Source organism: Streptomyces sp. NPDC096013 (assembly GCF_044763565.1).
Classification (GTDB): Bacteria; Actinomycetota; Actinomycetes; order Streptomycetales; family Streptomycetaceae; genus Streptomyces.
The window spans coordinates 197,298-219,321 of sequence record NZ_JBIWGK010000001.1 but is presented as its reverse complement, the minus strand read 5'-3'; the positions used below and the strand labels follow the sequence as shown (position 1 = coordinate 219,321).

Below are 22,024 nucleotides of genomic sequence, written 5' to 3'. Positions count from 1 at the left end.
TTCGTACACATCGAGATTAGAGCACTTTCAGCGAAACGGCAAAGTTTCGCTGGGACGTGGAGCCTGCCCGCGTGACGGCGGCCTGGCGGGCGTGGGGTCGGGGCGACTTGCCCTGTATTCCTTGACGGGAATATAACCGGCGAGGCATATTGGAGCCATGTCCGACGCCGCGCTCTGGACCGCCCTCGCCGATCCCCATCGGCGGGCCATCGTCGGCCTGCTCCTGGAGCGGCCCCGGCCCGTCGGGGAGATCGTGGAGGCCTGCGGCCTGAGCCAGCCGAGCACGTCGAAGCACCTGCGGGTGTTGCGTGACGCGGGCCTGGTCCGGGTACGGCAGGACGCGCAACGCCGTGTCTACGCCCTCGACCCCGCCCCGATCGCCGCCCTCGACGCCTGGCTCGCTCCCTACCGCGAGCTGTGGAACCGCAGCCTGGACCGGCTGGGCCGGCGCCTGGACGAGGCGTCGGACGACACGCACGACACCGATGCCGACGACGCCGACCGCACCGACGCCGTCAAGGAACCCACCCCGAAGGACTGATCCGCCATGTCCGTCGATCTCACCGGCACGTATCTGACCCTGGAGGACGGCCGCCCCGCCGTCCGTTTCAGCCGCACCTACGACCAACCCCGCGACCGCGTCTGGCGGTTCGTGACCGACCCCGACGAACTCGCGCGGTGGTTCCCCTCACGCGCCGAGTTCGATCTGCGCCCCGGCGCCACGGTCACGTTCAGCGGCGACCCGAACATGCCGGAGTCCACAGGCCGGGTCATCGCCGTCGACGCACCCCGGCACCTGTCCTTCGAGTGGGGCGACGACGAACTGCACTTCGACCTTGAGGAGATCGAGGAGAAACGCACCCGCTTCACACTCACCAACGTCCTCGGCGCCGCGAACACCGCGTCCCGCAACGGCGCAGGCTGGGAGGTCTGCCTCGCCGCCCTGGACGCGACGGCCCGAGGCGAGCGGGTCGCGGGGCCGCACACCGGTGCGGGTGTGCCCTGGAAGGCGTTCTACGAGGGCTACTTGGCGGCGGGGGTTCCCTCCGGCGCGGCCGTCCCCGGCCTGGACTGACCGGTCGGGCCCGGCGACTCACCCCACCGACCGTCCGACCGCCCGACCCGTCACGCCATCTGCCGCCGCACCAATTCGTGCAACCGCCCGCCCGTATCCGCCAACAGCTGCGCGGGCGGCCCCTGTTGGGCGACCTTGCCGTCCTCCATGACCACGACCCGGTCCGCGTCCAGCACGGTCGACAGCCGGTGGGCGATGACGATGCGGGTCGCGTTGAGCGCCTTCGTGCTCTCGATCACCGTCCGCTGGGTCTCGTTGTCCAGCGCGCTGGTCGCCTCGTCGAAGAAGAGGATGCGCGGCCTGCGGATCAACGCCTGGGCGATCATGAGGCGTTGACGCTGGCCGCCCGAGACCGCGCCGCTGCCGGAGACGATCGTGTGCAGGCCCATCGGCATCCGCTTGATGTCCTCCGCGAGCCCCGCCATCTCGGCCGCCGCCATCGCCTCCTCCGGCGTGAACGGCTCGGTGCCGCAGATGACGTCCAGGATGGAACCGGTGAACGGCTGCGCGTGCTGGAGCACCACCCCGCACTGCCGCCGCACCGCCGACTGGTCGAGGGCGCCGAGGTCCTGGCCGTCGTACAGCACACTGCCGGAGACCGGTTTGTCGAAGCCGATGAGCAGGCGCAGCAGGGTGGACTTGCCGCAGCCGCTGGGGCCGACGATCGCCACGAACTCGCCCGCGCGGACCTCGAAGGACACGTCGTCGAGGACGAGGGGGCCGTCGTCGGCGTAGCGGAAGGAGACCCGGCGGGCCTCGATCGCGCCGGACAGCCGGCCGGGGCGGGTGCTCGCGGTGCGGACCTCGGGGGCCGCGTCCAGGACCGGCCTGATCTCCTCGAAGAGGGGGAGCGCGGACACCGCCGAGACGAAGGCGCCGGTGAGGCTGGTGACGGAGGTCAGGAGCATCGTCACCGACGTGTTGAAGGTGAGGAAGGAGGACGCCGACATCGAGCCGCGTGCCGGGCCCGCGAGGAGCATGAACATCAGCAGGGTGCAGACCGGCAGATACACCGCGCCCATCACCGTGGTGAGGTTCTTGATCCGGCCGACCCGCTGCTGCAGCTCGCGGCTGCGGGCGAACTCGGAGGCCCAGGCCGCGTAGGCGTAGTTCTCGGCCGCCGCGACGCGGAGCTTGGGCAGGCCGCGCAGGGTCTGGAAGGCCTGGTTGTTCAGCTTGTTGCCGAGCACGACCAGCCGGCGCTGCCAGCGCACCTGCCACAGGCCGAGCCCCAGGAACACGGCCGCGATCACGATGAGCATGCCGATCGCCGCGAGCGCCATCGAGGGGCTGTACCAGAACAGCAGGCCGAGGTTCATCAGGCCGACCGTCACCGACTGGGCGACGACCGGGCCGACTCCCGCCAGCAGACGGCGGATCGAGCTGACGCCCATCGCCGCGCTCGCCAGCTCCCCCGTCGAGCGCTCGGTGAAGAACTTCGTGGGCAGCCTCAACAGGCGGTCCCAGACGGCCGGTTGGAGCGTCGCCTCGATCCGGCCCTCCAGGCGGAGAATCGTGAGGTTCTCCAGCAGCATGAAGGCCGCCGCCACCACACTCGTGATCATCACGGCCACACAGACCTGGACGATCAGGTCCGTCTGGGCCTTCGGCACGAACTCGCCGAGCACCTTGCCCGTCGCGATCGGGACCAACGCCCCGATGGCGACCGTCACCAGTCCGCTGATCAGCAGGTTGGAGAGATCGCCCGCGGTGCCGTGCATGGAGAACCGCAGCAGCCTGAGCGGACTGAGCCGCCGCTCGGGCAGCGGACGGTAGAACATCACCGCGCGCGGCTCGAACTCTGCCGCGTTCGCCTTCTCGATCGGTGTCTCCCGGCCGGTCGCCGGGTGGACGGCGACATAGCCGCCGCGCCGCCACAGCAGGGCGACCGGCGCCCCGGACAGCGCCCGATGGCCCACCAGCGGGCCGACGTTGTCCCGCCACCAGCGGCCGTCGAGCCGTACGGCACGCACCCGGACCCGGGAGGTGAGGGCGATGCGCTCGACCGGGTCGAGACGGTCGCTCTCGCTGCCGCTCTGGGAGGGTTCGGCGAGGGTGATGCCGGCCGCCTCGGAGACCAGCTTGCAGGCGGCGTACGACGCGTCGGCGTCGGCCGCGGTCGTGCGCCGGGCCGCGGACTTGCCGATCGACGCCAGCAGCGTCCGGTCGGCCTGCGCGCGCACCGCCTCACCGGCCTTGATACCGGCGGCGGTGCGCGTCTCGTGGGTGCGCTCCAGCTGCTCGATCCACTTGTCCAGCGTGGACAGCAGCCGGTACTGCTGGTCGACCATGCCCTGCCAGACACCGGGGTCCATCAGCAGGTCGGCGGCGGCCTCGGCGCCGTACACCGAGCCGTACTGCACGCTGCCCGGGGGGACTTGCATCCAGAAGACGTCGTCGTCGGTGGGTGCGGCGGCCCGTTCGTTCGCCATCGGGGCCTGGAAGAGAATGGAGAGGCCGCGGCCGACACCGAGCGCGAGGGCGTATTCGAGCGGGCTCGACGTCGGGGGAACGTACTGGGGGTTGCCGTACTCGTCGTACGACCAGGTCTGGGTGTTGGCGGGCTGGTACAGCTCGCGCAGGTTGATGCGGTGCACCACGCAGTCCCGCAACGGGCGGGCCACCAGGGTGTGCTGGGGCCCGGCGACCGGGCCGAGCAGCAGCGAGCCCGCCTCCAGCCGGCCGAGGTGGTGCCAGTGGCCCTGCTGCACGGCGTCCACCGCGAACAGGTCGATGGCGCCCGACGCGACCAGCCAGAGCACCTGCGGGCCTTCGAGGTCGAGGCGGTTGGACGCGGCGCAGTCGATCGGCGTGCCGAGGTTCCCCAGCGCGCCGAGGACCAGGTCGCCCTCGTGAACAGACGTCATCTCAGCGCTCCTTGACCAGCGTGGCGTACGCGCCGCCCGCCGCCACCAGGGCGTCGTGCCGCCCGCGTTCCACGATCGTCCCGTGTTCGAGGACGACGATCTCGTCGCTGTCGCGCACGGTGCTGAGCCGGTGCGCGATCACCACGCAGGCGCAGCCGCGCTTGCGCAGGTTGTCCATCACGACCAGCTCGGTCTCCGCGTCCAGCGCGCTCGTCACCTCGTCCAGCACGAGGATGCTCGGCCTGCGCACCAACGCCCTTGCTATCTCCAGGCGTTGACGCTGGCCGCCGGAGAAGTTGCGGCCGTCCTGCTCGACCCGGCTGTGGATGCCGCCGGGCCGCCGCAGCACCACGTCGTACAGGGCCGCGTCGCGCAGCGCGTCCTCCACGGCCTCGTCCGGGATCGACGGGTCCCACAGCGCCACGTTGTCGCGGACCGAGCCCTCGAAGAGGAACACGTCCTGGTCGACGAAGGACACGGAGGCGGCGAGTGCGCCGCGCGGGATGTCCTCCAGTCGGTGGCCGTCGATGCGGATCACGCCCTCCCAGGGCGTGTAGAGACCCGAAATCAGCCTGGACACCGTGGACTTGCCGCTGCCGGAGCCGCCGACCAGCGCCACCTGCTGTCCCGGGCCCACCGTCAGGTCGAAGCCGGTGAGCAGCGGCTTGTCGAGCGGGCTGTAGCCGAAGGTGATGTTCTCCAGCTCGACGTGCCCCTGCAACCGGCGGGTCGAATCGGCGCCGCCCGCACGGGAGTAGAGGGGATCGGCCTGGAAGTTCTCGACGTCCTTGAGGCGGGCCACATCGGCGGCGAAGTCCTGGATGCGGCCCGCGACGCCGTTGAGCCGGGTGATCGGCGCGGTGAAGCGGGTGACCAGCGCCTGGAAGGCGACCAACAGGCCTACGGAGATGTGCCCTTCGACCGCGCGCATACCGCCGATCCACAGGATCAGCGCGCTGTTGAGCGAGGCGAGCGTCGGCGCGACCACACCCAGCCAGGCGCTCGGCACCCCGAGCCGCTGCTGTTCCTCCAGGGTGGTGGCGTGCTGTCCGGCCCACTTGCGGAAGTAGCCGTCCTCACCGCCGGTCGCCTTCATCGTCTCGATCAACTGGAGCCCGGTGTAGGCGGTGTTGGTGAGCCGTGCGCTGTCGGCGCGGAGTTTGGCGGTACGGGTCGCGCGCAGCCGGATGACGACCCGCATGGCGACCACGTTCAGCAGGGCAACTCCTATGCCCACGTAGGTGAGTTGGGGGTCGTACGTGTAGAGCAGGAACGCGTACAGCACCACGACCACCGCGTCCACGCCCGCCGCCGAGAGGTCCCGGGCCAGCGTCTCGGCGACGGCGTCGTTCGACTGGAGGCGCTGCACCAGGTCGGCCGGGCTGCGCTGGGAGAAGAACGTCACCGGCAGCCGCAGCAGATGGCGCAGGAAGCGGGCGCTGGAGAGGGTGGAGGAGATGATGCGGCCGTGCAGCAGGTTCGCCTGCTGGAGCCAGGTCAGCGCCACCGTGAGCAGGACGCAGGTGCCCATCGACGCGAACAGGACGCCCAACAGGGACGTCTGACCGCCTATCAGGAACATGTCGATGTAGGTCCGGCTGAGCGCGGGCATCGCCGCGCCGACCGCCACCAGCAGCAGGCTCGCGAGGACGGCGGCGGGCATCGTGCCCGCGGTGCCGCGCAGCCGGGCCGGCATCGCGCCGAGGACGCCCGGCTTGCGGCCGCCCTTCTCGAAGCCGTCGCCCGGTTCCATGACGAGGACGACGCCGGTGAAGCTCGCGTCGAAGTCCTCCATGGGCACGAACCGGCGCCCTTTTCCGGGGTCGTTGATGTACACCCCGCGCCGGCCGAAGCGGCGGCCCATGCCGTCGTAGACGACGTAGTGGTTGAACTCCCAGAACAGGACGGCGGGGGAGCGGACCTCGGCGAGGGCGGCCGTGTCCATCTGCATGCCCTTGGCCGTCAGGCCGTAACTGCGGGCCGCCTTCAGCAGGTTGCTGGCGCGTGAGCCGTCGCGGGAGACACCGCAGGCGATGCGGAGTTCCTCCAGCGGGACGTGGCGGCCGTAGAAGCCGAGGACCATCGCGAGGGAGGCGGCGCCGCACTCGACGGCCTCCATCTGGAGGACGGTCGGGGTGCGGACCGTCTTCACGCGGCCTGTGGGGACCGGGCGTTTCGGCGGGGCGGACCGGCGCCGGGAACGGGTGTCCTGGGCGGGGCTCACGGCAGCAGCCAATCGAGGGGGCGTTGATCGGCCAGCCGGATCGAGGCCGAGGCCATGGTCATCGAGGTGAGGGCGAACGGCGGTCCGTCGGCGGACGACCACCGGTAACCGCTCTTCGTCCGCTTCGACGTGTCGAGCTTCACCAGCACGGCCACCGGCCTGCCCTTCTTGGTGAACTGCTCGCCGAGCTGGCTGTCGCCGAGGAACGCGGAGATCTGCTGCGCCGACTGGGCAGACCGGTCCACCGCCTTCACGTGGCCGCGCAGCACGCCGTACGTCTGCGTCGGCACCGAGGAGACGGTCAGGTCGACATCGGCGTTCGCGGGGATGGAGGCCGCGTTCTCGGCGGGGACGTACACCGTCGCGTAGAGCGGATCGCCGGCGTGCGCGACCTTCTCCACGGCGGCGACGTTCGCGCCGGTCTGGATGATCTGGCCGATGGTGGCGGCGAGCGCGGTGACACGGCCCGCGGCGACCGTGCGCACGACGGAGTCGCCGTCGCTCGTACGGACCTTCAGCACAGGGGAGTTGGCGGGCAGCCGCTCACCCTGCCGCGCGAGGACGGCGGTGACCTGCCCGGCCACCGGGCTCTGCAGGATGTAACTGCCCTCCCCGTGCGTGAGGATGGCGGACGCGCCGACCGTCGACGCGACCGAACCGGTCACCGCCCACACGGACGCGGCGGCCACCACGACCACCGTCACGGAGAGCACGAGCCAGCCCTGCGGACGCGCGAAGCGCACCGGAAGATCCAGCTCTTCGGGCGACTGGAGCTTGGCGAGGGCCTGTTGGCGGAACTGCACGGGACTTCCCTCACCTAGGGGAGAGATCTTTTACGGCATCCAAGAGTCCCGGAGCCGGGAAACGGCTCCGGGACTCGGTGGAACAAGGTGCGATCAGAGACCGGCGACCAGGTTCGTGACCGGGGCCACGTTGAGGCCGGTGACACCCTCGACGGTGCCGACGACCGTGTTGACCAGGCCGGAGACCGGGGCAACGCCGTCGACCAGGCCGGTCACGGTGCCGAGCGCGTTCACGGACAGACCACCGGAGACGTTGTCGAGCTCGGCGTCGGAGATCTCGACGGTCTCAACCTGGGGGGTGGAGTTCATGGGGGAACTTCCCTTCATATGGATATTCACAAGGGGGGAGCGGCCCCCTCTGGGGACAGACGACGGCCGCGACCGCAGGCGCCGGGCGCCGTTTCCGGAGCCCTGTCGGCCCCTGCGATGCGATGGATCAAAGCACGGTGCGGGTGGACGCAGCCAATCAAACTCCTGTCCCACCAGGGCACTTGAGCCCCAGGAGGCGCGAACCGTGCAGGCGCGGGCACGAGGTGTCGGCGACTTCTTCACACACTGCACGGCATCGGTTCGCGGGAGCACTTGCGGCGCCGAAGCGGAATGGGGCACTCCTCGCCAAAGGTGTGCCGGGGGCGTGCGCATGTGCAGATCCGTCGAGTGCCGTGACTTCGTTGGGTACGCGCTGTGCAGATTCCCTGAAGCAAGGATTCCGCTCACCGATCTCGACGGACGGTCGCCGCCCGGTCGCGCTGCGTGGCAATCGCGGGAGGGGTGAACGCGGGCCGCGTACGGACGAGTTGGGGCGGCACCGATTCGATCAGGACACCCGGGCCGGGCGGAGTCTGCCGGGCGCATATGCCCCGGCGCGCGGTCACGTGGGCCCGGGACCGTCGCACGCCCCCGCGGGGTCAGAGCTTGGGCATGGCCGATTCGCGATTTTGCAAAGGAAGTTGAGAAACGGAATTGAACGGCCCATGTGGCACGTGCGTATCAACGGGCATCCAGGCGCCCCCCATCGCCGCCGCACGGCGGCGCAGACCCCGGTCCCCAGGAGGTCGAGCAGTTTGAGTCACAAGCGAATCCCGAAGCGTAAGGCCGCGATAGCCATCGGCGGTGTCGCCGCTCTCGGAGCGGCGGCGATCCTGCTGCCGAACGCCAACGCGTCCCAGGACAATTCGGCAGGCGCCGCCACCCCCAAGACCCTCAAGGCGACGGGTGCCTCGGACCTCTCCTCGCAGCTCGCCGGACTGCTGGGCGACGCGTTCGCCGGGTCCTACTACGACAGCGCCACCCAGCAGCTCGTCGTCAACGTGATCTCGGGCGACAACAACAACGTCGTCGTGCAGGCGGAGAAGGCCGGCGCCAAGGTGCGCAAGGTGCAGAACAGCACCGCCGAACTCGCCGCCGCCGCAAAGGTGCTGAAGACCAAGGCGACCGTGCCCGGCACGGCCTGGTCGGTCGACCCGAAGACCAACAAGATCCAGGTCCTCGCCGACAGCAGCGTCACCGGCGCCAAGTGGGACACCGTCCTGTCGACGGTCAAGAGCCTCGGCACGAACATGGCCACCGTCAAGAAGACCGCCGGCTCCTTCAAGACGCTGGTCTCCGGCGGCGACGCCATCTTCGCCCAGACCGACCAGGGCGGGGTCCGCTGCTCGCTGGGCTTCAACGTCACCGCGAGCGACGGCACCCCCGCCTTCCTGACCGCCGGCCACTGCGGCGTCGCGGCCAAGCAGTGGTCCGACTCGCAGGACGGCCAGCCGATCGCCACCGTCGACCAGGCCACCTTCCCCGGCAACGACTTCTCACTTGTGAAGTACGACGACCCGGCCACGCAGACCACCAGCGACGTCAACGTGGGCAACGGCCAGACCGTCCAGATCACCCAGGCCGAGGACGCCACGGTCGGCACCCAGGTCTTCCGGATGGGCAGCACCACCGGTCTGCACGACGGCACGGTCACCGGGCTCGACGCGACCGTCAACTTCCAGAGCGAGACCGACCCCAACGGCGTCGACACCGTCAACGGCCTCATCCAGACGGACGTCTGCGCCGAGGCGGGTGACAGCGGCGGCTCGCTCTTCACCCAGGACGGCGGCGCCGTCGGCCTCACCTCCGGCGGCAGCGGCGACTGCACCAGCGGCGGCAAGACCTTCTTCCAGCCGGTCACCGCCGCGCTCACCGCGACCGGGGCCACCCTCGGCGACGGCGCGGCCGGCGCGGGTGCGGGCGACGGCGCCGCCACGGCGGACCCGTCGGCGACCGCGGCCGACCCGTCGGCCACCGATGGCACCGGCGACCAGTCCGGAGCGGTCGACCCGTCGGCCACCGACGGCACGGGCGACCAGTCCGGAGCGGTCGACCCGTCCGCCACGGACGGCACCGGCACCGGCCAGGACACCGGCACCGGCACCGGAGCCGACGACGGTTCCTCGCTCACCTCGAACCACTGACCCGGCCGCTCTCAGCGTTTCAGGTCGGCGGTGGACCGGTCCGGCCCTCCGGCGGGAGGGCCGGACCGCCCTGCTTGTACGGCAGTCAGCGCGGTCCCGGCTCCCGGGCCCGCAGCAGCAACAGCGCCACGTCGTCGTTCCGCTCCTGCGCCGCCGCGCTGTGCCGCACGAGTTCGTCGGCGATCTCCTCCAGCGGCAAGTCCCCCGCCGCCGCGAGGCGTTGGCCCAGTTCGGCCAGGGCGTCCTCGATGTCGACGCCCGGCGACTCGATGAGCCCGTCCGTATAGAGGGCGAGGACGGAGCCCGGCGCGAGATCGACCTCCGTCGTCGGATAGACGGCGTCGGCGTCGATGCCCAGCAGCGGACCGCCCGCCAGGTCCAGCACCCGCACCCGCCCGTCCGGGCGGCGCAGCAACGGCGGCGGATGCCCGGCCCGCGCCATCACGGCCGTACCGCGCGCGGGATCCAGCCGTAGATACAGACAGCTCGCGAAGAGTTCGGAACCCAGGTCGATCAGCAGCCGGTTGGTGCTGCGCATGACCTCCGCCGGCGCCTGGCCGACCGTCGTGTACGCGCGGACGGCGGTTCGGATCTGGCCCATCAGCCCGGCCGCGGTCACGTTGTGCCCCTGCACATCGCCGATCACGGCCGCCAGCCCCTCCGAGGTCACCAGGTCGTAGAAGTCGCCGCCGATCTCCATGCCCCGCGTGGCCGGGAGATAGCGGGCGGCGGCCTCGATGCCCGGGAGCGGCGGCAGGGTGTGGGGAAGCAGCGCCGCCTGGAGTCCGTGGGCGAGCTGGTTCTTCGCGTCGTAGAGCAGCGCGCGCTCCAGGGCCTGCGCGATCAGACCGCCGAGGCTGGTGAGGACGGCCCGTTCGTCGGCGGGGAAGGGGTGCTGCTCGGAGTAGGCAAGGACGCAGGTGCCGACCGGGCGGCCGGACGCGATCAGCGGCAGATACGCCCAGGCCGCGAAGCCGTCCGGGGTCGCGTGCCGGTTCGGGTACAGCCGCTCCAGTTCCTGCCGGGAGTCGAAGAACGCGGGCACACCGCTGTTCAGCGCGGCCGTCCCCGGCGTCGGCTCGGTCAGTGCCATCCCGTCGAACCGCTCCACCACATGCGGGTCGACATAGCCCCGGTGCCCCAGCACATGCAAGCGTCCGCCCTGCGAACCCAGGACGACCAGCGCCTTGCTGCCCACCGCCGGCGCGACCTCGTCGGCGATCAGCTGCACCACGTCCTGCACCCCGACCGCCTCGGTGAGCGCCCCGGCCAGGCTCAGCACCTGCGAGATGGTCACCAGGCGCGCCGGTCCCTCACCCGGCTCGGGCACCGCACGGCTCAGCTCTGTCACCGCCCGCGCCCGGCTGATCCGTACGCTCAGGCCGGTCGTGTTCGGATACAGCCGGAACGACAGCCACTCGCCCGGCGGCCGGAGCGCCACGAACGACGTGACCTGCTGACTGAGCAGCGCGGCGCGGTAACGGTCCTCGTACACCGGGTCGTTGAGCCAGGGCACGGCCGCCCACAAATGCGTGCCCAGCAGCCGGCCCGCCGACAGGCCCAGCAGCTCCCCGGCCGCCGCGTTCGCGAAGCCGACCCGCCCTTGCAGATCCAGCGAACACAGTCCGTACGGCAGCCGCGCCACCATCCGGGCCGCCTCGACCGTGCCCAGCGTCCCGGCCACACTCGTCGCTGGGCCGGTCGTCAGCAGATCCGGCTCGGCCCGCACCGGCCGCTGCTCCGCGGCGGCCCGCTCCAGCCGCAGGGCGAGCCGGTCGCAGGCGGCGGTCAGCTGATCGCGGTCCCGGTCGGAGAGGACCGGCGGATGCGAACCGGGCCAGGTCACGAAGACCGCGCCGTAGACCGTCGACTCCGTGGCGATCGGCACCGCGGCCAGGGCGAAGGGGTACGGCAGCACCACCGCGATCCGCGGATAGCGGCGGGCCATGTCCTCCTCGCCGCCGACCCAGATCAGCCGCCGCTCGCGCACCGCCTCGGCGACCGGGATCGGCGCGCTCAGCCCGACCCGCTCCCAGGGCGCCGCGAAGGCGCGGGGCAGCCCGGCCATCACCGCCATCTCCAGCACCTCGTCCTCGGGCGCCAGCAGATACACCGCGCCCGAGTGCGCGTGGACGCCGTCCATCATCGCGGCCAGGGCGAGCGACAGCATCGGCCTGCCGACCGGCGCCTGCCCCGAGGCCCCTCCGTCGGACACGCCGACCACCTCCTCGTCCGGCCGTGCGGTCCCGGTCCCCGTGATCAGGCTCCACCCAGGGCGCCCGACGCGCACGGCGAGCGAGCCCGTCCACCGGCCGGGCGGGGCGTGTCCGTACCCCCGAAGCCCCGGTCGTATACCTCCCGAGTCGAAGCGCGCCGCGGCGTGCGGGCGCCCCGCGTGCGCCCCCGCGCACCCTGTTGGCCGGATCTCCGGCCCCGGACACGGTCGCGGTCGCGAACAATGGGGCACCCGTGTAACCACCGTGGAACCGGCGAACAGCTAGTTGAGGGGACGGCAGTGATCCGGCTACTTCTGGTGCACGACGCGTGTCTGGTGCGATCGGTCCTCGCGGAATGGCTCCGCCGCGAACCCGACCTGGGGGTCTACGACACGCCGTGGCGCACCGCACCCGGTCATGTCCGGTCCGTCCGGCCGGATGTCTGCGCCGCGGACCTCGACTGCTCCGACACCTACGGCATCCCGCCGCTCGGCGAAGTCGGCCCGCGCGGCACCGGCCCGACCCCGCCCGGCCTCCTCGTGCTGGCCACCGCGCACCGCCCCGGCCTGCTGAAACGCGCTCTGGAGGAGGGTGCGCTCGGCTATGTCGACAAGGCGAGCCCGCCGGACCGGCTGGTGCACGCCATCCGCCGGGTCGCCGAGGGGAAACGTTTCGTTGACGACTCCCTGGGCTTCGGATTCCTCAAGGCCGCGGAGATGCCGCTGACCCGAAGAGAACTGAGCGTGTTAACCCTGGCCGCCGAGGGGGCCTCCATCGCGGAGATCGCCGGGAGCCTGCACCTGTCCCACGGGACCGTGCGCAACTACATGGCGGCCATCACCCGCAAGACCGGAGCCCGCAACCGCGTCGACGCGATCCGTATCTCCCAGGGCGAGGGCTGGCTCTGACGACCAGCTGCCGACCAGGTTCCGATAGAGCGGAGAGCGACGGAGCAGATCATCGTGCGGGCCGAGCGCGGTCTCCCGCCCGTCCATCACCAGCACCCGCCCGGCCCGCCGCGCCGAACTGATCCGATGCGCCACGACGACCAGCGCCCCACCGGGTCGCTCCCGCGCGGCGAACGCCCGCTCCGCGCGCTCCTCCGCCTCGGGATCGAGATGACAGGTCGCCTCGTCGAGGAGAGCGAGCGGCGCGTACGACAGATAGGCCCGCGTCAGCGCGATCAGTTGCCGCTCGCCCGCGGAGAGCGCCGCGGGGTCGACCGGGGCGTCGGGCCCGCCGAGGTCCTTGAGCAACGCGGCCAGCCCTACGGCCTCCGCCGCGGCCAGCAGCTCCGCCTCCGGTACCGGGTCCGGCCGCAGATGGCCGAGGTTCTCGGCCAGGGTCCCGCTGAAGACGTAGGCCTCCTGGGGAATCAGCACGCGCCGGGCGAGAGTCTCGGACACCGGCCGGCCGTACATCCGGATCGTGCCGTGGGCGGGCCGCAGCAGTCCGGCGGCGAGAGCGGTGAGCGTGGACTTTCCGATACCGCTCGGGCCTACGACGGCCAGGTGGGCGCCTTGCGGGAGGGCGAGGGTGAGGTCGCGGAGGACGGGGTCGCCGCCGGCGCCGTAGGCGAAGGTCACCGAGGTGAGGGTGAGGGCGGGGGCCCGGGGGTCGTCCGTCGGCGGAGTGAGTTGAGGGACAGGGCTTGGGGACGGTGTGGCCGACGCGGGTGTCAGCCGGCGGAGGACGACCGTGAGGCGGGAGCCGCTGGTGCCCAGGCCGTGGACCAGGTTCTGGAGGGCGGGCAGGAGCGACTGGGTGACGTACGCGAGGGCGCCGACCAGGCCGCCCGGGGTGACGCCGCGGCCGAGGAGCCAGGGGGCGGTGGCGAGGAGCAGCACGATCGGCACCTGGCCGCCGATCGCCAGGGCCGCGACGCGCAGGACACCCCAGCGGGCCAGGGAACGGGCGGCACGGAATTCGCTGTCGACGAGGCGGGCGGTGTCGGCGGCGACCCGTTCCTCGGCACCGGCCGCCGTGATGTCCCGCAGCCCGGGGCAGACCGTGCCGAGACCGTCGGCGAGGGCCTCGTCGGCGAGGAGGAAGGTCTCCTGTCGCCGGGCCAGCGGACGCAGAGTCGCCGCGAACAGGGAGATCCCGGCGAGGAGCGGGGGCGCGACGACGAGAAGGAGCAGCGGGTCGAGCGAGAACAGCCCGGCGAGCGCGCCCACGGCGGTGAACAGGAACGACCGGGACACCATCACCAGCCCGGCGAAGGTGTCCCGGGCCAGCTCCACCTGCTGCGTCAGCCCGGACAACGCCCCGCCGTTCCCCTCCCGCACCCCGCGCACGACCACCCGCTCCACGAGCCGGTCCCTGAGCGGTTCGACGAGATCGGCGACACCGCGGTAGACCCGGCCGGTACCGAAGGCACCGACGACCACGCCGACCCCGGCCAACCCGAGCCAGCCGAGCCCGACGCCACCCCGCCCGACGAGGAACCCGGCGTCCAGCGCGCGGGCGAGCCCGTAGCCCACGAGGAACGTCTGCCCTGTCTCCAGCACGGACCAGGCGGCGAGCCGGATGAGCACGGGACGCCGGGCGAGGAGGAAGCGGAGGCCGCGGTGGGGGAGGGTGCCGGAGGGGTGAGGGCGGGTGGGGGGTGTGGCCCGCGGCGACTCGGCAGGGGTGTCGCTGTGGGCGTGGGTCCCGGTGGGCCGCGGGGCGTCGTCCGGCATCAGGCTGCCCCGCCCTGTGCGCCCGCTCCGGGCAGTGCCTTCGCCGAACGGCCCGAACCCTCGGCACCCCCCACCGCTTCGACCTCCCCGAACACTCCGCGGTACGCCGCCGACCCCCACAACTCCGCATGGGTCCCCACCGCCCGCACCCGTCCCCCGTCCAGCCACACCACCAGGTCCGCGCGGGCCGCCGTGGTGGCGCGGTGGGCGATGAGGAGACGGGTGCCGGTGGTGTCGGGGCCGGTGAGGGAGTCGGTGATGCGGTGTTCGGTGACCGTGTCGAGGCTGGAGAGGGCGTCGTCGAGGATCAGGACGCGGGTGTCGCGGGCGAACGCCCGTGCCAGGCCGAGGCGTTGGGACTCGCCGCCGGAGTGAGGGGCGTCGGCGACGGGGGTGGCGTAGCCCTGCGGGAGGCGGCGGATGAAGGAGTCCGCGTGGGCGAGGCGTGCCGCTTCCCTGACGCGGGCGGGGGACGGCGGGCGCGGGCCGAAGGCGATCGTGTCCTCGATCGTCGTGCCGAGCAGGGCCGGGCGGTCGAAGGCGTAGCCGATCGCGGTGCGCAGCGCGTCGTGGCGCAGGGTGCGCAACGGGACACCGTCGAGGAGGACTTCGCCCGCGTCCGGATCGGTCAGACGGCCGGCGATCGCCGCGAGAAGAGACTTGCCGGCGCCGGAGCGGCCTACGACGGCGAGGGTCGAGCCGCCGGGGACGACCAGGTCGATGCCGTCGAGGACGGTGCGTCCGCCGTGCCGGGCGGTCACCTCGCGCAGCTCCAAGTGACCTGGCCCCGGCGAGAGTTGGTGGTGTCCGTGGCTGGGGGCCGGTACGGTCAGGATCTCGTCCAGGCGTCGCGTCGCCGCCTTCGCGCGGAGCAGGCCCGACAGATGGCCGACGAGGACGCCGACGCCGGTCGCGAGCACCGCGTACCGGGAAGCGGCCAGCACCTCGCCCACCGTCAGGCGGTGCCGGGTGAGCAGGTAGCCCGCCACGGCGACGACGGACAGTTGCAGCAGGGGGGCCACGGTCACCGCCTGTGCGGCGGCCCGGCCCTGCACCCGCCACATGCGGTGGCCAGCGCGGGAGAGGTCGGGGAGCGGTCGCAGGATGCGTGCCGCCTCGCGGTCCGCCGAGCCCGCCGCCCGGATCGTGCGGAAGCCGCCGATCGCCTCCGCGAGCGCCGACGCCATCCGTCCCTGGATCTGTTGGTACCGGCCCACGCACTCCGAGGTGTCCCTCGCGAAGGCGCGGAGCAGGAAGGTGAGGACCGGTGCCCCGGCCAGGAACACCGCCGCCAGCCACGGGTCGATCAACGCCAGTGCGACCACCCCTCCGACCGGTCCCGCCAGCGCCGCGAGCAGGGCCGCCACCGCACCCGGTGCCGTCCCGGCCTGCGCCGCGTTGCCCACCAGCCGGGCCACCAACTCCCCCGAGCCGAAACGGGTGTTGGCGCGCGGCCCGAGCGCCAGTACGTGCCCGGTGACGCGTCGGCGCAACCAGGCCGTCGAACCCGCCGTGACCGTCCCGCCGAGCACCGTCCCGCACGCGTCCAGCAGCCCGGTCAGCAGCACGAGCCCCGCGCACCCCCACACCCAGCGCGCCGCCGGAGCGTGCGCCAGCAGAAGGTCCAGGGTCCGGCCCAGCACCGCCGGCAGCAGCAGCGCGGACGCCGTGGACGCCGTACCGACCGCGCCCAGCACCGCGCAGCGCACCCCGGCGGCACGGACGGCCGACCGCAGCAGCGGACCGGTCACCGGGTCGCCCTCGGCATGTGTCGTCATACGGCGGACCCCCGGGGTGACATGGCGTGGACCCCGGGCGGCCCCCTCGCACGAGGGGGTCGCCCGGAGCCGTGGACTCACCGTGTCGTCAGAGACACAGCAGAACGCTCGCCGCGCTGACGCAGGAGAGCAGGCTGACGGTGCTCGCGCCGCCGCCGCTGTTGTGCTCGTCGGATTCCATCGTCTGGAGGTCGAGAAGTGCCATGAGATGTCCTTTCGTTGTGGGGACGGGGTGTTTTGGTGTCACGACTCCGTCAGTTGGCGGAGCCGCGCTTGAGGGGCCGCCGGAGCGGCGGCAGGAAAGGCAGCCCGGAGGCCGACTCGGCATCGCCGAAGGCCGCGCCGAGCGCGAGCAGACACCCGGCGGTACCGGTGCCCAGGTCCATGGAGAGCCGCATCATCTGGTGCCCGGGGAAGGCGAGTTGGCCCTCGTACGACATCGCGAACCAGCCCAGGCCCGCGACCTGTTCGGCGAGCCGGTCGGCGTCGGCGCCCGGCGCGGTCGTCCGGGCGAGATGCAGGATCATCCCCGCGCGGCCCTGGAAGAGACCGGGCTGCGCGTAGAAACGGGAGGTCGCGGCGGTGAGGATGCCGGCCCGGGCGCGCTCGAACTCCCCTGTCTCGTCGGGGACATGCGCGAGGAGGTCGTCGAGCACCATGCCCAGGCCCACGCTTCCGTCGCCGAGGTACGGCAGCGTCCGCCACCCCTCGTCGACCTCCAGGCCGCCGCCGCGCTGCACGGTGCAGCACTCAAGGTCCTGGCGCAGAGCGGTAGTTGCCGCGTCGAGCAGGTGCTTGTCGCCGGTCCACTCGTACTGCCGGAGCAGGAACAGCGCGGGCCCGCTCGCACCCCGCAGCAGCCCGGCCCGTCGCCGGGGTGCGGCGGGGCGCGGTTCGGCCAGGCGTCGTACGAGGATGTCCGCGGCCTCCGCCGCCCGTGCGCGCAGCTCCGACTCGCCGGTGTCGGCGGCCAGTTGCCCCAGGACCAGGCCGAGGCCCGCGAGGCCGCCGTGCAGATCGGAGGAGAGGTTCTGCCAGCGTTCCGCGAGGATGCCGTCGATCAGGTCCAGGGCGCGTCGGCGGTGGCCGAGCCGGTCGAGGACATGGGCGACGCCCGCGAGACCGTCGTAGAGACCGAGCGGGGTGCCGACCGGGGGAGGCGCGGTGCGGTCCAGGAGCCAGCGTTCGCCCTCCTCGTGGCGGTCGGCGCCGGTCGCGTCGAGGGCGTGGAGGACACCGGCGGCGCCGTGCGCCAGGCCGAGTCCGCCGCCGTCGGAGAACTGGGCGACATCGCCGGGGAAGAGCCGGTCGTCGCGCTCCGGGGTCGCCGAGGCGAGGATCGCCTTGACCATCGAGTCACGGCTGTAGGGCCAGTCGCCGGGCCGTACGAAGGCCGGGGCGATCGTGTCCGTGCCCCGGGTGATCTCCGCGACCGCCTTGTCCAGGAACTCCTCCGGCACGTCAGGGAACTGACTCGCGATCACCTCGGCCAGATGGGCCGCCTTGCCGCGGTCGACGACGAACAGCGTGGTCACCGGCAGGAACAGGGCGAGCCGCAGACAGGCCAGCGCGTACCGGTCGACGTCGATGCCCCGGCGGTCCGGCGGCGCGAAGAAGCCCGGATGCGCGACGACCTGGCGGCCGTTCTCCTCGGCCGGCGCCGCTGCCTCGAAGTCGATGAGGAACACCGACTCCTCGTCGGGCGCGACGATGACGTTGAAGATGTGCAGGTCGTTGAAGACGATCCCGCGCTCGTGCACCGCCTCCATCGCCCGCTCGACCGCCGCGTGGATTCTCAGCGCCCACGCCGTGTACGCGGCGACCGCGTCCGGGTCGGGGTCCGGGGTGAGCAGCGGATGCCGTTCCGCGAAGAAGGAGTTGAGGGGGCGGCCCTCGATGAAGTCCATGACCAGGAACCGGTGTTCACCCAGCAGGAACCAGTCCCGCACCTCGGGCACCACCCCGGTCCCGGCGACTCGCTCCAGCGCCAGCTTCTCCCGCTCGAGGCGGGCGATCGCGTCGGCGCCGTCCGAGGCGAGCCCCGCGTGCGGCCGCCCCTCCTTGAGGACGACCTTGCGCCCGTCCCGGGTGTCGGTGCCCGCGTACACCCCACCGCCGTTCGAGAAGTGCAGCGCCTTCTCGATGCGGTACGGCAGTTCGCCCACCGTCGTGGTGTTGCGCGCCGCGAGCTGCGGCTCCAGGAACGCCGGCAGCGTCACCCACTCCGGAACCTGGAAGGACGGCGCCCGCCGGTCCGGCACCAACGCGCCCGATCCGTCCCGCACCGCCGTGACCAGCGAACCCCGCTCGTCGACGACGAAGGTGCGGGCGAAAGCGCCGTAGCGGACGTAGAGCGGCCCGTCGTTCCAGCGGAGGTCGGTGAGGATGTACGGGCCCTCGAAGCCCTCCAGGAGCGTGCCCAACTCGTGCAGGATCTCCTGGAGCCGGACCTCGTCGGCCGGGTAGACCGTGACGAACTTGCCGCTGGTGTCGCGGCCCGCGTACTTGGTGTTGCGCAGGTGCAGCAGGTGCGGGCCCGGGACGAACTTGAACGGGATGCGGCGCGGCACGCAGTAGTCCCACACGATCGCGGCGACGCGGTCCGCGTTCGCCCGGGTGGCCGAGGCATGGATCTTCCAGCCCTGGGCCGGCCCGGGTAACGGGCCGCCGTCCTCGTCGAGCGGGGTCAGCGTCAGCCAGTCCCCGATCCGGGCCGAGCTCCAGCCCTCCGGGACCTCGCGGCGCGCCGTGTCGAACAGGGGCGCGGCGGTCTGTGTGCCGGAGCCGGACAGGCGGTCCGGTGTCTCGTAGAAGTGTCTGTCGGCGAGCGCGTACACCTCGTACCGCTTGTCCATGTCGTCCCCCTCCGTGGCCCGGCTCGAATCTCCCAGCCGGGCCACGGAGGGGGACAGTCACGCCTGTCACGAGAAACCTGTGCGCTACGCACGCGTAAAGACTTGTTCGGCACCTTTCGAGCCGGAGAAGGGTCCATCTGGTCGCACATCTCCACGGAACGGTCATAGGGGCTGCGCAGTCGGCGCATAAGCGCTGTAATTGCGGCGTGGTCAGTGAGGGCGCCGAGGGACGCGGAACGCGAACGCAGCGGGCCGAACTTGCCCTCAAAACGCTCACAGTCGATCTCGACCCCCGCGAACGGCTGCGCCGGGTCCTCGAACAGACGCTTGTCTTCGCCGGTGCGAGCTTCGCCGGGGTGTACACCCCCGGAGCCGACGGCGACCTGCTGTGCCTGGTCGAGTCGGTCGGGGTGCCGCGCACGCTGTACGGGCTGCGGGACGGGTATCCGGCGTCCGGGGGAGCGCCGGCCGCCGAGGCGTGGCGGGCCGGGCACGCGGTGTGGCTCGGCCCCGCCGAACTGGCCGCAGGCGGCGACTCGCGTCGGCTGCCCCCGGCGCGGTTCCACCTGGCGGCGCTGCCCGTGGGCGGCGACGGGGGCGGTGGCTGCCTCCTCGCGGTGAGCGAGCGCCCGGACGGCTTCGGCGCCGACGACCGCGCGTGCATCACGCTGATCGCCGAGGCGGTCGCGATCCCGGTACCCGGCGAGGCCGTAGCGGGCGAGGACCTGGCGGCGGGCGCGTTCGACCTGGCCATGGACACCGGGCGGGTCGAGATCGGCGACGAGGTCCTGGCCCTGTTCGGTCTGGGCCCGCACGAGTTCGACGGCAGGGTCGAGACCCTCCTCGGGATGACCGTCCCGGAAGACCTGCCCTCGCTGATGTCCGTCGTCGAGGCCGACCACATGGCCATCGGCGACCGCGAACTGGAGTTCCGGGTCCTCCAGCCCTCCGGGTCACCCAAGTGGCTGCGGCTGCGCGGCCGGCTCCTGCCCGGCGGCGACGGCCGCCCCGCCCGCCTCGTCGGCACCGTCGGCGACGCCTCCCAGCTGCGCTCCGGGGTCAACGACGTGGCCCGCGTCCAGCGCCTCGCCGCCGCCCTCGCCATGGCCGGTACGGTCCGCGACGTCAGCAAGGCCGTCGTCGCCGCCCTGCGCAAACCGCTGCGCGCCGACCGGATCGCGCTCGCCGAACTGGAGGGCGACCGCCTCGTCGTCACCGTCCTCGACCCGCCCGAACCGGAGGCCTGGCCCGAGCTGTGGCGCCTGGAGTGGCGCACCGAATGGCCCGACGCGCCCGTGCGCACGATGCCCACCCTCGCCGCCGCCCTGCGCGAGGGCCGCGCCGCGATCTGGCCCGCAGGCACCGACCTGGAACCCGCCCTCGCCGAGGTCGGACCCGGTGGCCTCGCCGTCCTCCCGCTGTCCGCGGGCGGCCGGGTCTCCGGGGCCTGCCTCATCGGCTGGGACGCCCCGCACGTCTTCGGCCCCGACGAACGTGCCCTCCTCACCGCCTCCGCCGGTCTCGCGGGCCAGGCCCTCATGCGCGCCCGCGCCTTCGACGCCGAGCACGAACTCGTCGGCATGCTCCAGCGCCAGCTGCTCCCGCGCCGCCTGCCGAAACTGCCCGGCGCGGTCGCCGTCGCCCGCTATCTGCCGACCACCGCCGGGCTGGAGGTCGGCGGCGACTGGTACGACGTGATCCCGCTGCCCGACAACCACGTCGCCCTCGTCATCGGCGACGTCCAGGGCCACAACGCGGGCGCCGCCACCCTCATGGGCCAGATGCGCACCGCCCTGCGCGCCTACGCCGTCGAGGGACACCCCCCGGACGTCGTCGTCTCGCACGCCAACCGCCTGCTCATCGACCTGGAGACCGACCTCTTCGCCACCTGCTGCTACGTCGACGTCGATCTGGAGGAAGGTTCCGCCTGGTACGTGCGGGCCGGTCACCTGCCACCCGTCCTGCGTCACCCGGACGGCGGTACCGAGATCCCCCACGCGGAGGGCGGCCCGCCACTCGGCGTGGTGGTCCAGGGTGAGTTCCCCATGAGCCCGCTCCGGCTCCAGCCCGGCACCGTCGTCGCCCTCACCACCGACGGCCTCGTCGAGTCCAAGGAGGCCGACATCGACGAGGGCCTCGACCGCCTCGCCCACGGCCTCGCCGTCTCCGACCCCGCCCACCTCGGCCTCGTCGCCGACGCCCTGCTCGGCAACGCCCGCCGCGAGGACGACGTGGCCCTCCTCCTCATGCGCTACGACGGCCTCGCCACCCGCCCCCGGCGCGAGAACTGGACGGTCTGGCGCGTCCCCGAGGCCGCCCGGCACGCCCGCCGCTTCACCCGGCGGACCCTGCGCACCTGGGGCGTCACCGAGGAGACCGACACCATCCTCCTGGTCGTCTCCGAGCTGGTCACCAACGCCCTGGTGCACACCGACGGCCCGGTCCGCCTCGACCTCACCCTCGTCAACCGGCGCTTCCGCGTCTCCGTGGCCGACTCCTCGCCGCGCACCCCGGTCAAACCGACCAGCATCGGCTGGGAGGCCACCGGAGGCCGCGGCATCCTCCTCGTCGAGGCCATGTCGGCGGCCTGGGGCACCGTGCCGGTGAGCGGCGGCAAACAGGTGTGGGCCGAGATCGCCCTCGACCGGTAGACGGCCGCACGGGTGCCTCTGCGGCACGTAACGGCAGGTCGGGACGGGCGCGCGGGCCCGGCGTGATGGGGTGCCTGCTTGTGGCACACACCTTCGAAGAACTGGTCGAGAAGCAGCGCGCGACCCAAGCGGCACGCGCCCGGGTCCAGGAGATGCGCGACTCCCTGGGAGCCCCCGCCCACGAACCCTGGACCGAGGCCCAGACCGACACCTACGAGACCGCCTGGCGGGCCTGGCGCGACCTCGCCCGCGACACCCAGGCCGCGCTGAACGAGTACGCGAAGGACGAGGGCCTGGACCGGGCCGAGGTCGAGGCCGACATCCAGCGCGCGGCGGGCGGCACCTCCGGCCCGACGGCACCTTAGACACCTCATGTTCGGCTCATTGTTGGCTGGTCGTAACAAACGAACACAGGGAG

At 72.4% G+C, this 22,024-nt stretch carries 14 protein-coding genes and 1 pseudogene; 6 read left to right on the top strand and 9 right to left on the bottom strand.

The window, feature by feature from the left end; translation table 11 throughout:
- Positions 1-157 precede the first annotated feature (157 nt).
- The gene (locus ACIRB1_RS00965; RefSeq protein ID WP_403464051.1) at positions 158-541 is read left to right on the top strand and encodes an ArsR/SmtB family transcription factor; all 384 of its coding nucleotides are present in this window, start codon (positions 158-160) and stop codon (positions 539-541) included.
- 6 nt (positions 542-547) lie between these two features.
- Entirely contained in the window at positions 548-1,075 is a 528-nt protein-coding gene (locus ACIRB1_RS00960) for an SRPBCC family protein (protein ID WP_403464049.1), read from the top strand.
- Positions 1,076-1,125: 50 nt separating this feature from the next.
- Here ACIRB1_RS00960 and ACIRB1_RS00955 read toward each other — a convergent pair whose 3' ends face one another.
- From ACIRB1_RS00955 to ACIRB1_RS00940, 4 genes are all read right to left on the bottom strand, one after another.
- Positions 1,126-3,942, bottom strand: a complete 2,817-nt coding sequence (locus ACIRB1_RS00955) for an NHLP bacteriocin export ABC transporter permease/ATPase subunit (RefSeq protein ID WP_403464048.1) — start codon at positions 3,940-3,942, stop codon at positions 1,126-1,128.
- A 1-nt stretch (position 3,943) separates the two neighbouring features.
- Positions 3,944-6,166: an NHLP family bacteriocin export ABC transporter peptidase/permease/ATPase subunit gene (locus ACIRB1_RS00950; protein ID WP_352184771.1), complete on the bottom strand. Its 2,223-nt coding sequence runs from the start codon at positions 6,164-6,166 to the stop codon at positions 3,944-3,946.
- Complete coding sequence (locus ACIRB1_RS00945) at positions 6,163-6,969, bottom strand: HlyD family efflux transporter periplasmic adaptor subunit (protein ID WP_403464047.1); 807 nt, start codon at positions 6,967-6,969, stop codon at positions 6,163-6,165. The genes ACIRB1_RS00950 and ACIRB1_RS00945 overlap by 4 nt, the downstream gene beginning before the upstream one ends.
- A 93-nt stretch (positions 6,970-7,062) precedes the next feature.
- Positions 7,063-7,278: a type A2 lantipeptide gene (locus ACIRB1_RS00940; RefSeq protein ID WP_352184773.1), complete on the bottom strand. Its 216-nt coding sequence runs from the start codon at positions 7,276-7,278 to the stop codon at positions 7,063-7,065.
- Positions 7,279-8,033: 755 nt separating this feature from the next.
- Between ACIRB1_RS00940 and ACIRB1_RS00935 the strand changes: the two genes are divergently transcribed.
- On the top strand, positions 8,034-9,422 hold the full coding sequence (locus tag ACIRB1_RS00935; protein WP_403464046.1) for a S1 family peptidase: 1,389 nt from the start codon (positions 8,034-8,036) through the stop codon (positions 9,420-9,422).
- Between the two features lie 85 nt (positions 9,423-9,507).
- Here the strand turns inward: ACIRB1_RS00935 and ACIRB1_RS00930 are convergent, their stop codons facing one another.
- Complete coding sequence (locus ACIRB1_RS00930; protein ID WP_403464045.1) at positions 9,508-11,646, bottom strand: SpoIIE family protein phosphatase; 2,139 nt, start codon at positions 11,644-11,646, stop codon at positions 9,508-9,510.
- Between the two features lie 234 nt (positions 11,647-11,880).
- On the opposite strand from ACIRB1_RS00930, the pseudogene ACIRB1_RS00925 reads away from it, so the two are divergent.
- Positions 11,881-12,462: pseudogene (locus ACIRB1_RS00925) on the top strand (LuxR C-terminal-related transcriptional regulator); the annotation flags it as partial.
- Here the strand turns inward: ACIRB1_RS00925 and ACIRB1_RS00920 are convergent.
- The 4 genes from ACIRB1_RS00920 to lanKC form a co-directional block, all read right to left on the bottom strand.
- Positions 12,385-14,322 carry an ATP-binding cassette domain-containing protein gene (locus ACIRB1_RS00920; RefSeq protein WP_403464044.1) on the bottom strand — a complete coding sequence of 646 codons (1,938 nt, stop codon included), beginning with the start codon at positions 14,320-14,322 and terminating at the stop codon, positions 12,385-12,387. The pseudogene ACIRB1_RS00925 and the gene ACIRB1_RS00920 overlap by 78 nt on opposite strands.
- On the bottom strand, positions 14,322-16,100 hold the full coding sequence (locus ACIRB1_RS00915) for an ABC transporter ATP-binding protein (protein ID WP_403464042.1): 1,779 nt from the start codon (positions 16,098-16,100) through the stop codon (positions 14,322-14,324). The genes ACIRB1_RS00920 and ACIRB1_RS00915 overlap by 1 nt, the downstream gene beginning before the upstream one ends.
- Before the next feature lie 88 nt (positions 16,101-16,188).
- Positions 16,189-16,305 (bottom strand): SapB/AmfS family lanthipeptide, encoded by a 117-nt coding sequence (locus ACIRB1_RS00910; protein WP_352184778.1) that lies wholly within the window; start codon positions 16,303-16,305, stop codon positions 16,189-16,191.
- 49 nt (positions 16,306-16,354) lie between these two features.
- Complete coding sequence (lanKC, locus tag ACIRB1_RS00905) at positions 16,355-18,955, bottom strand: class III lanthionine synthetase LanKC (protein ID WP_403464041.1); 2,601 nt, start codon at positions 18,953-18,955, stop codon at positions 16,355-16,357.
- 206 nt (positions 18,956-19,161) lie between these two features.
- Here lanKC and ACIRB1_RS00900 point away from each other — a divergent pair, with 206 nt between their 5' ends.
- Together ACIRB1_RS00900 and ACIRB1_RS00895 are read left to right on the top strand one after the other, a co-directional pair.
- Positions 19,162-21,606, top strand: coding sequence for a SpoIIE family protein phosphatase (locus ACIRB1_RS00900; RefSeq protein WP_403464039.1), 2,445 nt, complete (start codon positions 19,162-19,164; stop codon positions 21,604-21,606).
- A gap of 80 nt (positions 21,607-21,686) precedes the next feature.
- A complete protein-coding gene (locus ACIRB1_RS00895) occupies positions 21,687-21,971 on the top strand; it encodes a hypothetical protein (RefSeq protein ID WP_352184781.1) in 285 nt (94 codons plus the stop codon).
- The last annotated feature ends 53 nt before the right edge of the window (positions 21,972-22,024 follow it).

Excerpts from the sequence above, each read along its gene's own strand:
- ACIRB1_RS00955 (WP_403464048.1), bottom strand. The coding sequence starts at position 3,942 with ATGACGTCTGTTCACGAGGGCGACCTGGTCCTCGGCGCGCTGGGGAAC.
- ACIRB1_RS00960 (WP_403464049.1), top strand. The coding sequence starts at position 548 with ATGTCCGTCGATCTCACCGGCACGTATCTGACCCTGGAGGACGGCCGC.
- lanKC (WP_403464041.1), bottom strand. The coding sequence starts at position 18,955 with ATGGACAAGCGGTACGAGGTGTACGCGCTCGCCGACAGACACTTCTAC.
- ACIRB1_RS00965 (WP_403464051.1), top strand. The coding sequence starts at position 158 with ATGTCCGACGCCGCGCTCTGGACCGCCCTCGCCGATCCCCATCGGCGG.
- ACIRB1_RS00915 (WP_403464042.1), bottom strand. The coding sequence starts at position 16,100 with ATGACGACACATGCCGAGGGCGACCCGGTGACCGGTCCGCTGCTGCGG.
- ACIRB1_RS00940 (WP_352184773.1), bottom strand. The coding sequence starts at position 7,278 with ATGAACTCCACCCCCCAGGTTGAGACCGTCGAGATCTCCGACGCCGAG.
- ACIRB1_RS00920 (WP_403464044.1), bottom strand. The coding sequence starts at position 14,322 with ATGCCGGACGACGCCCCGCGGCCCACCGGGACCCACGCCCACAGCGAC.
- ACIRB1_RS00910 (WP_352184778.1), bottom strand. The coding sequence starts at position 16,305 with ATGGCACTTCTCGACCTCCAGACGATGGAATCCGACGAGCACAACAGC.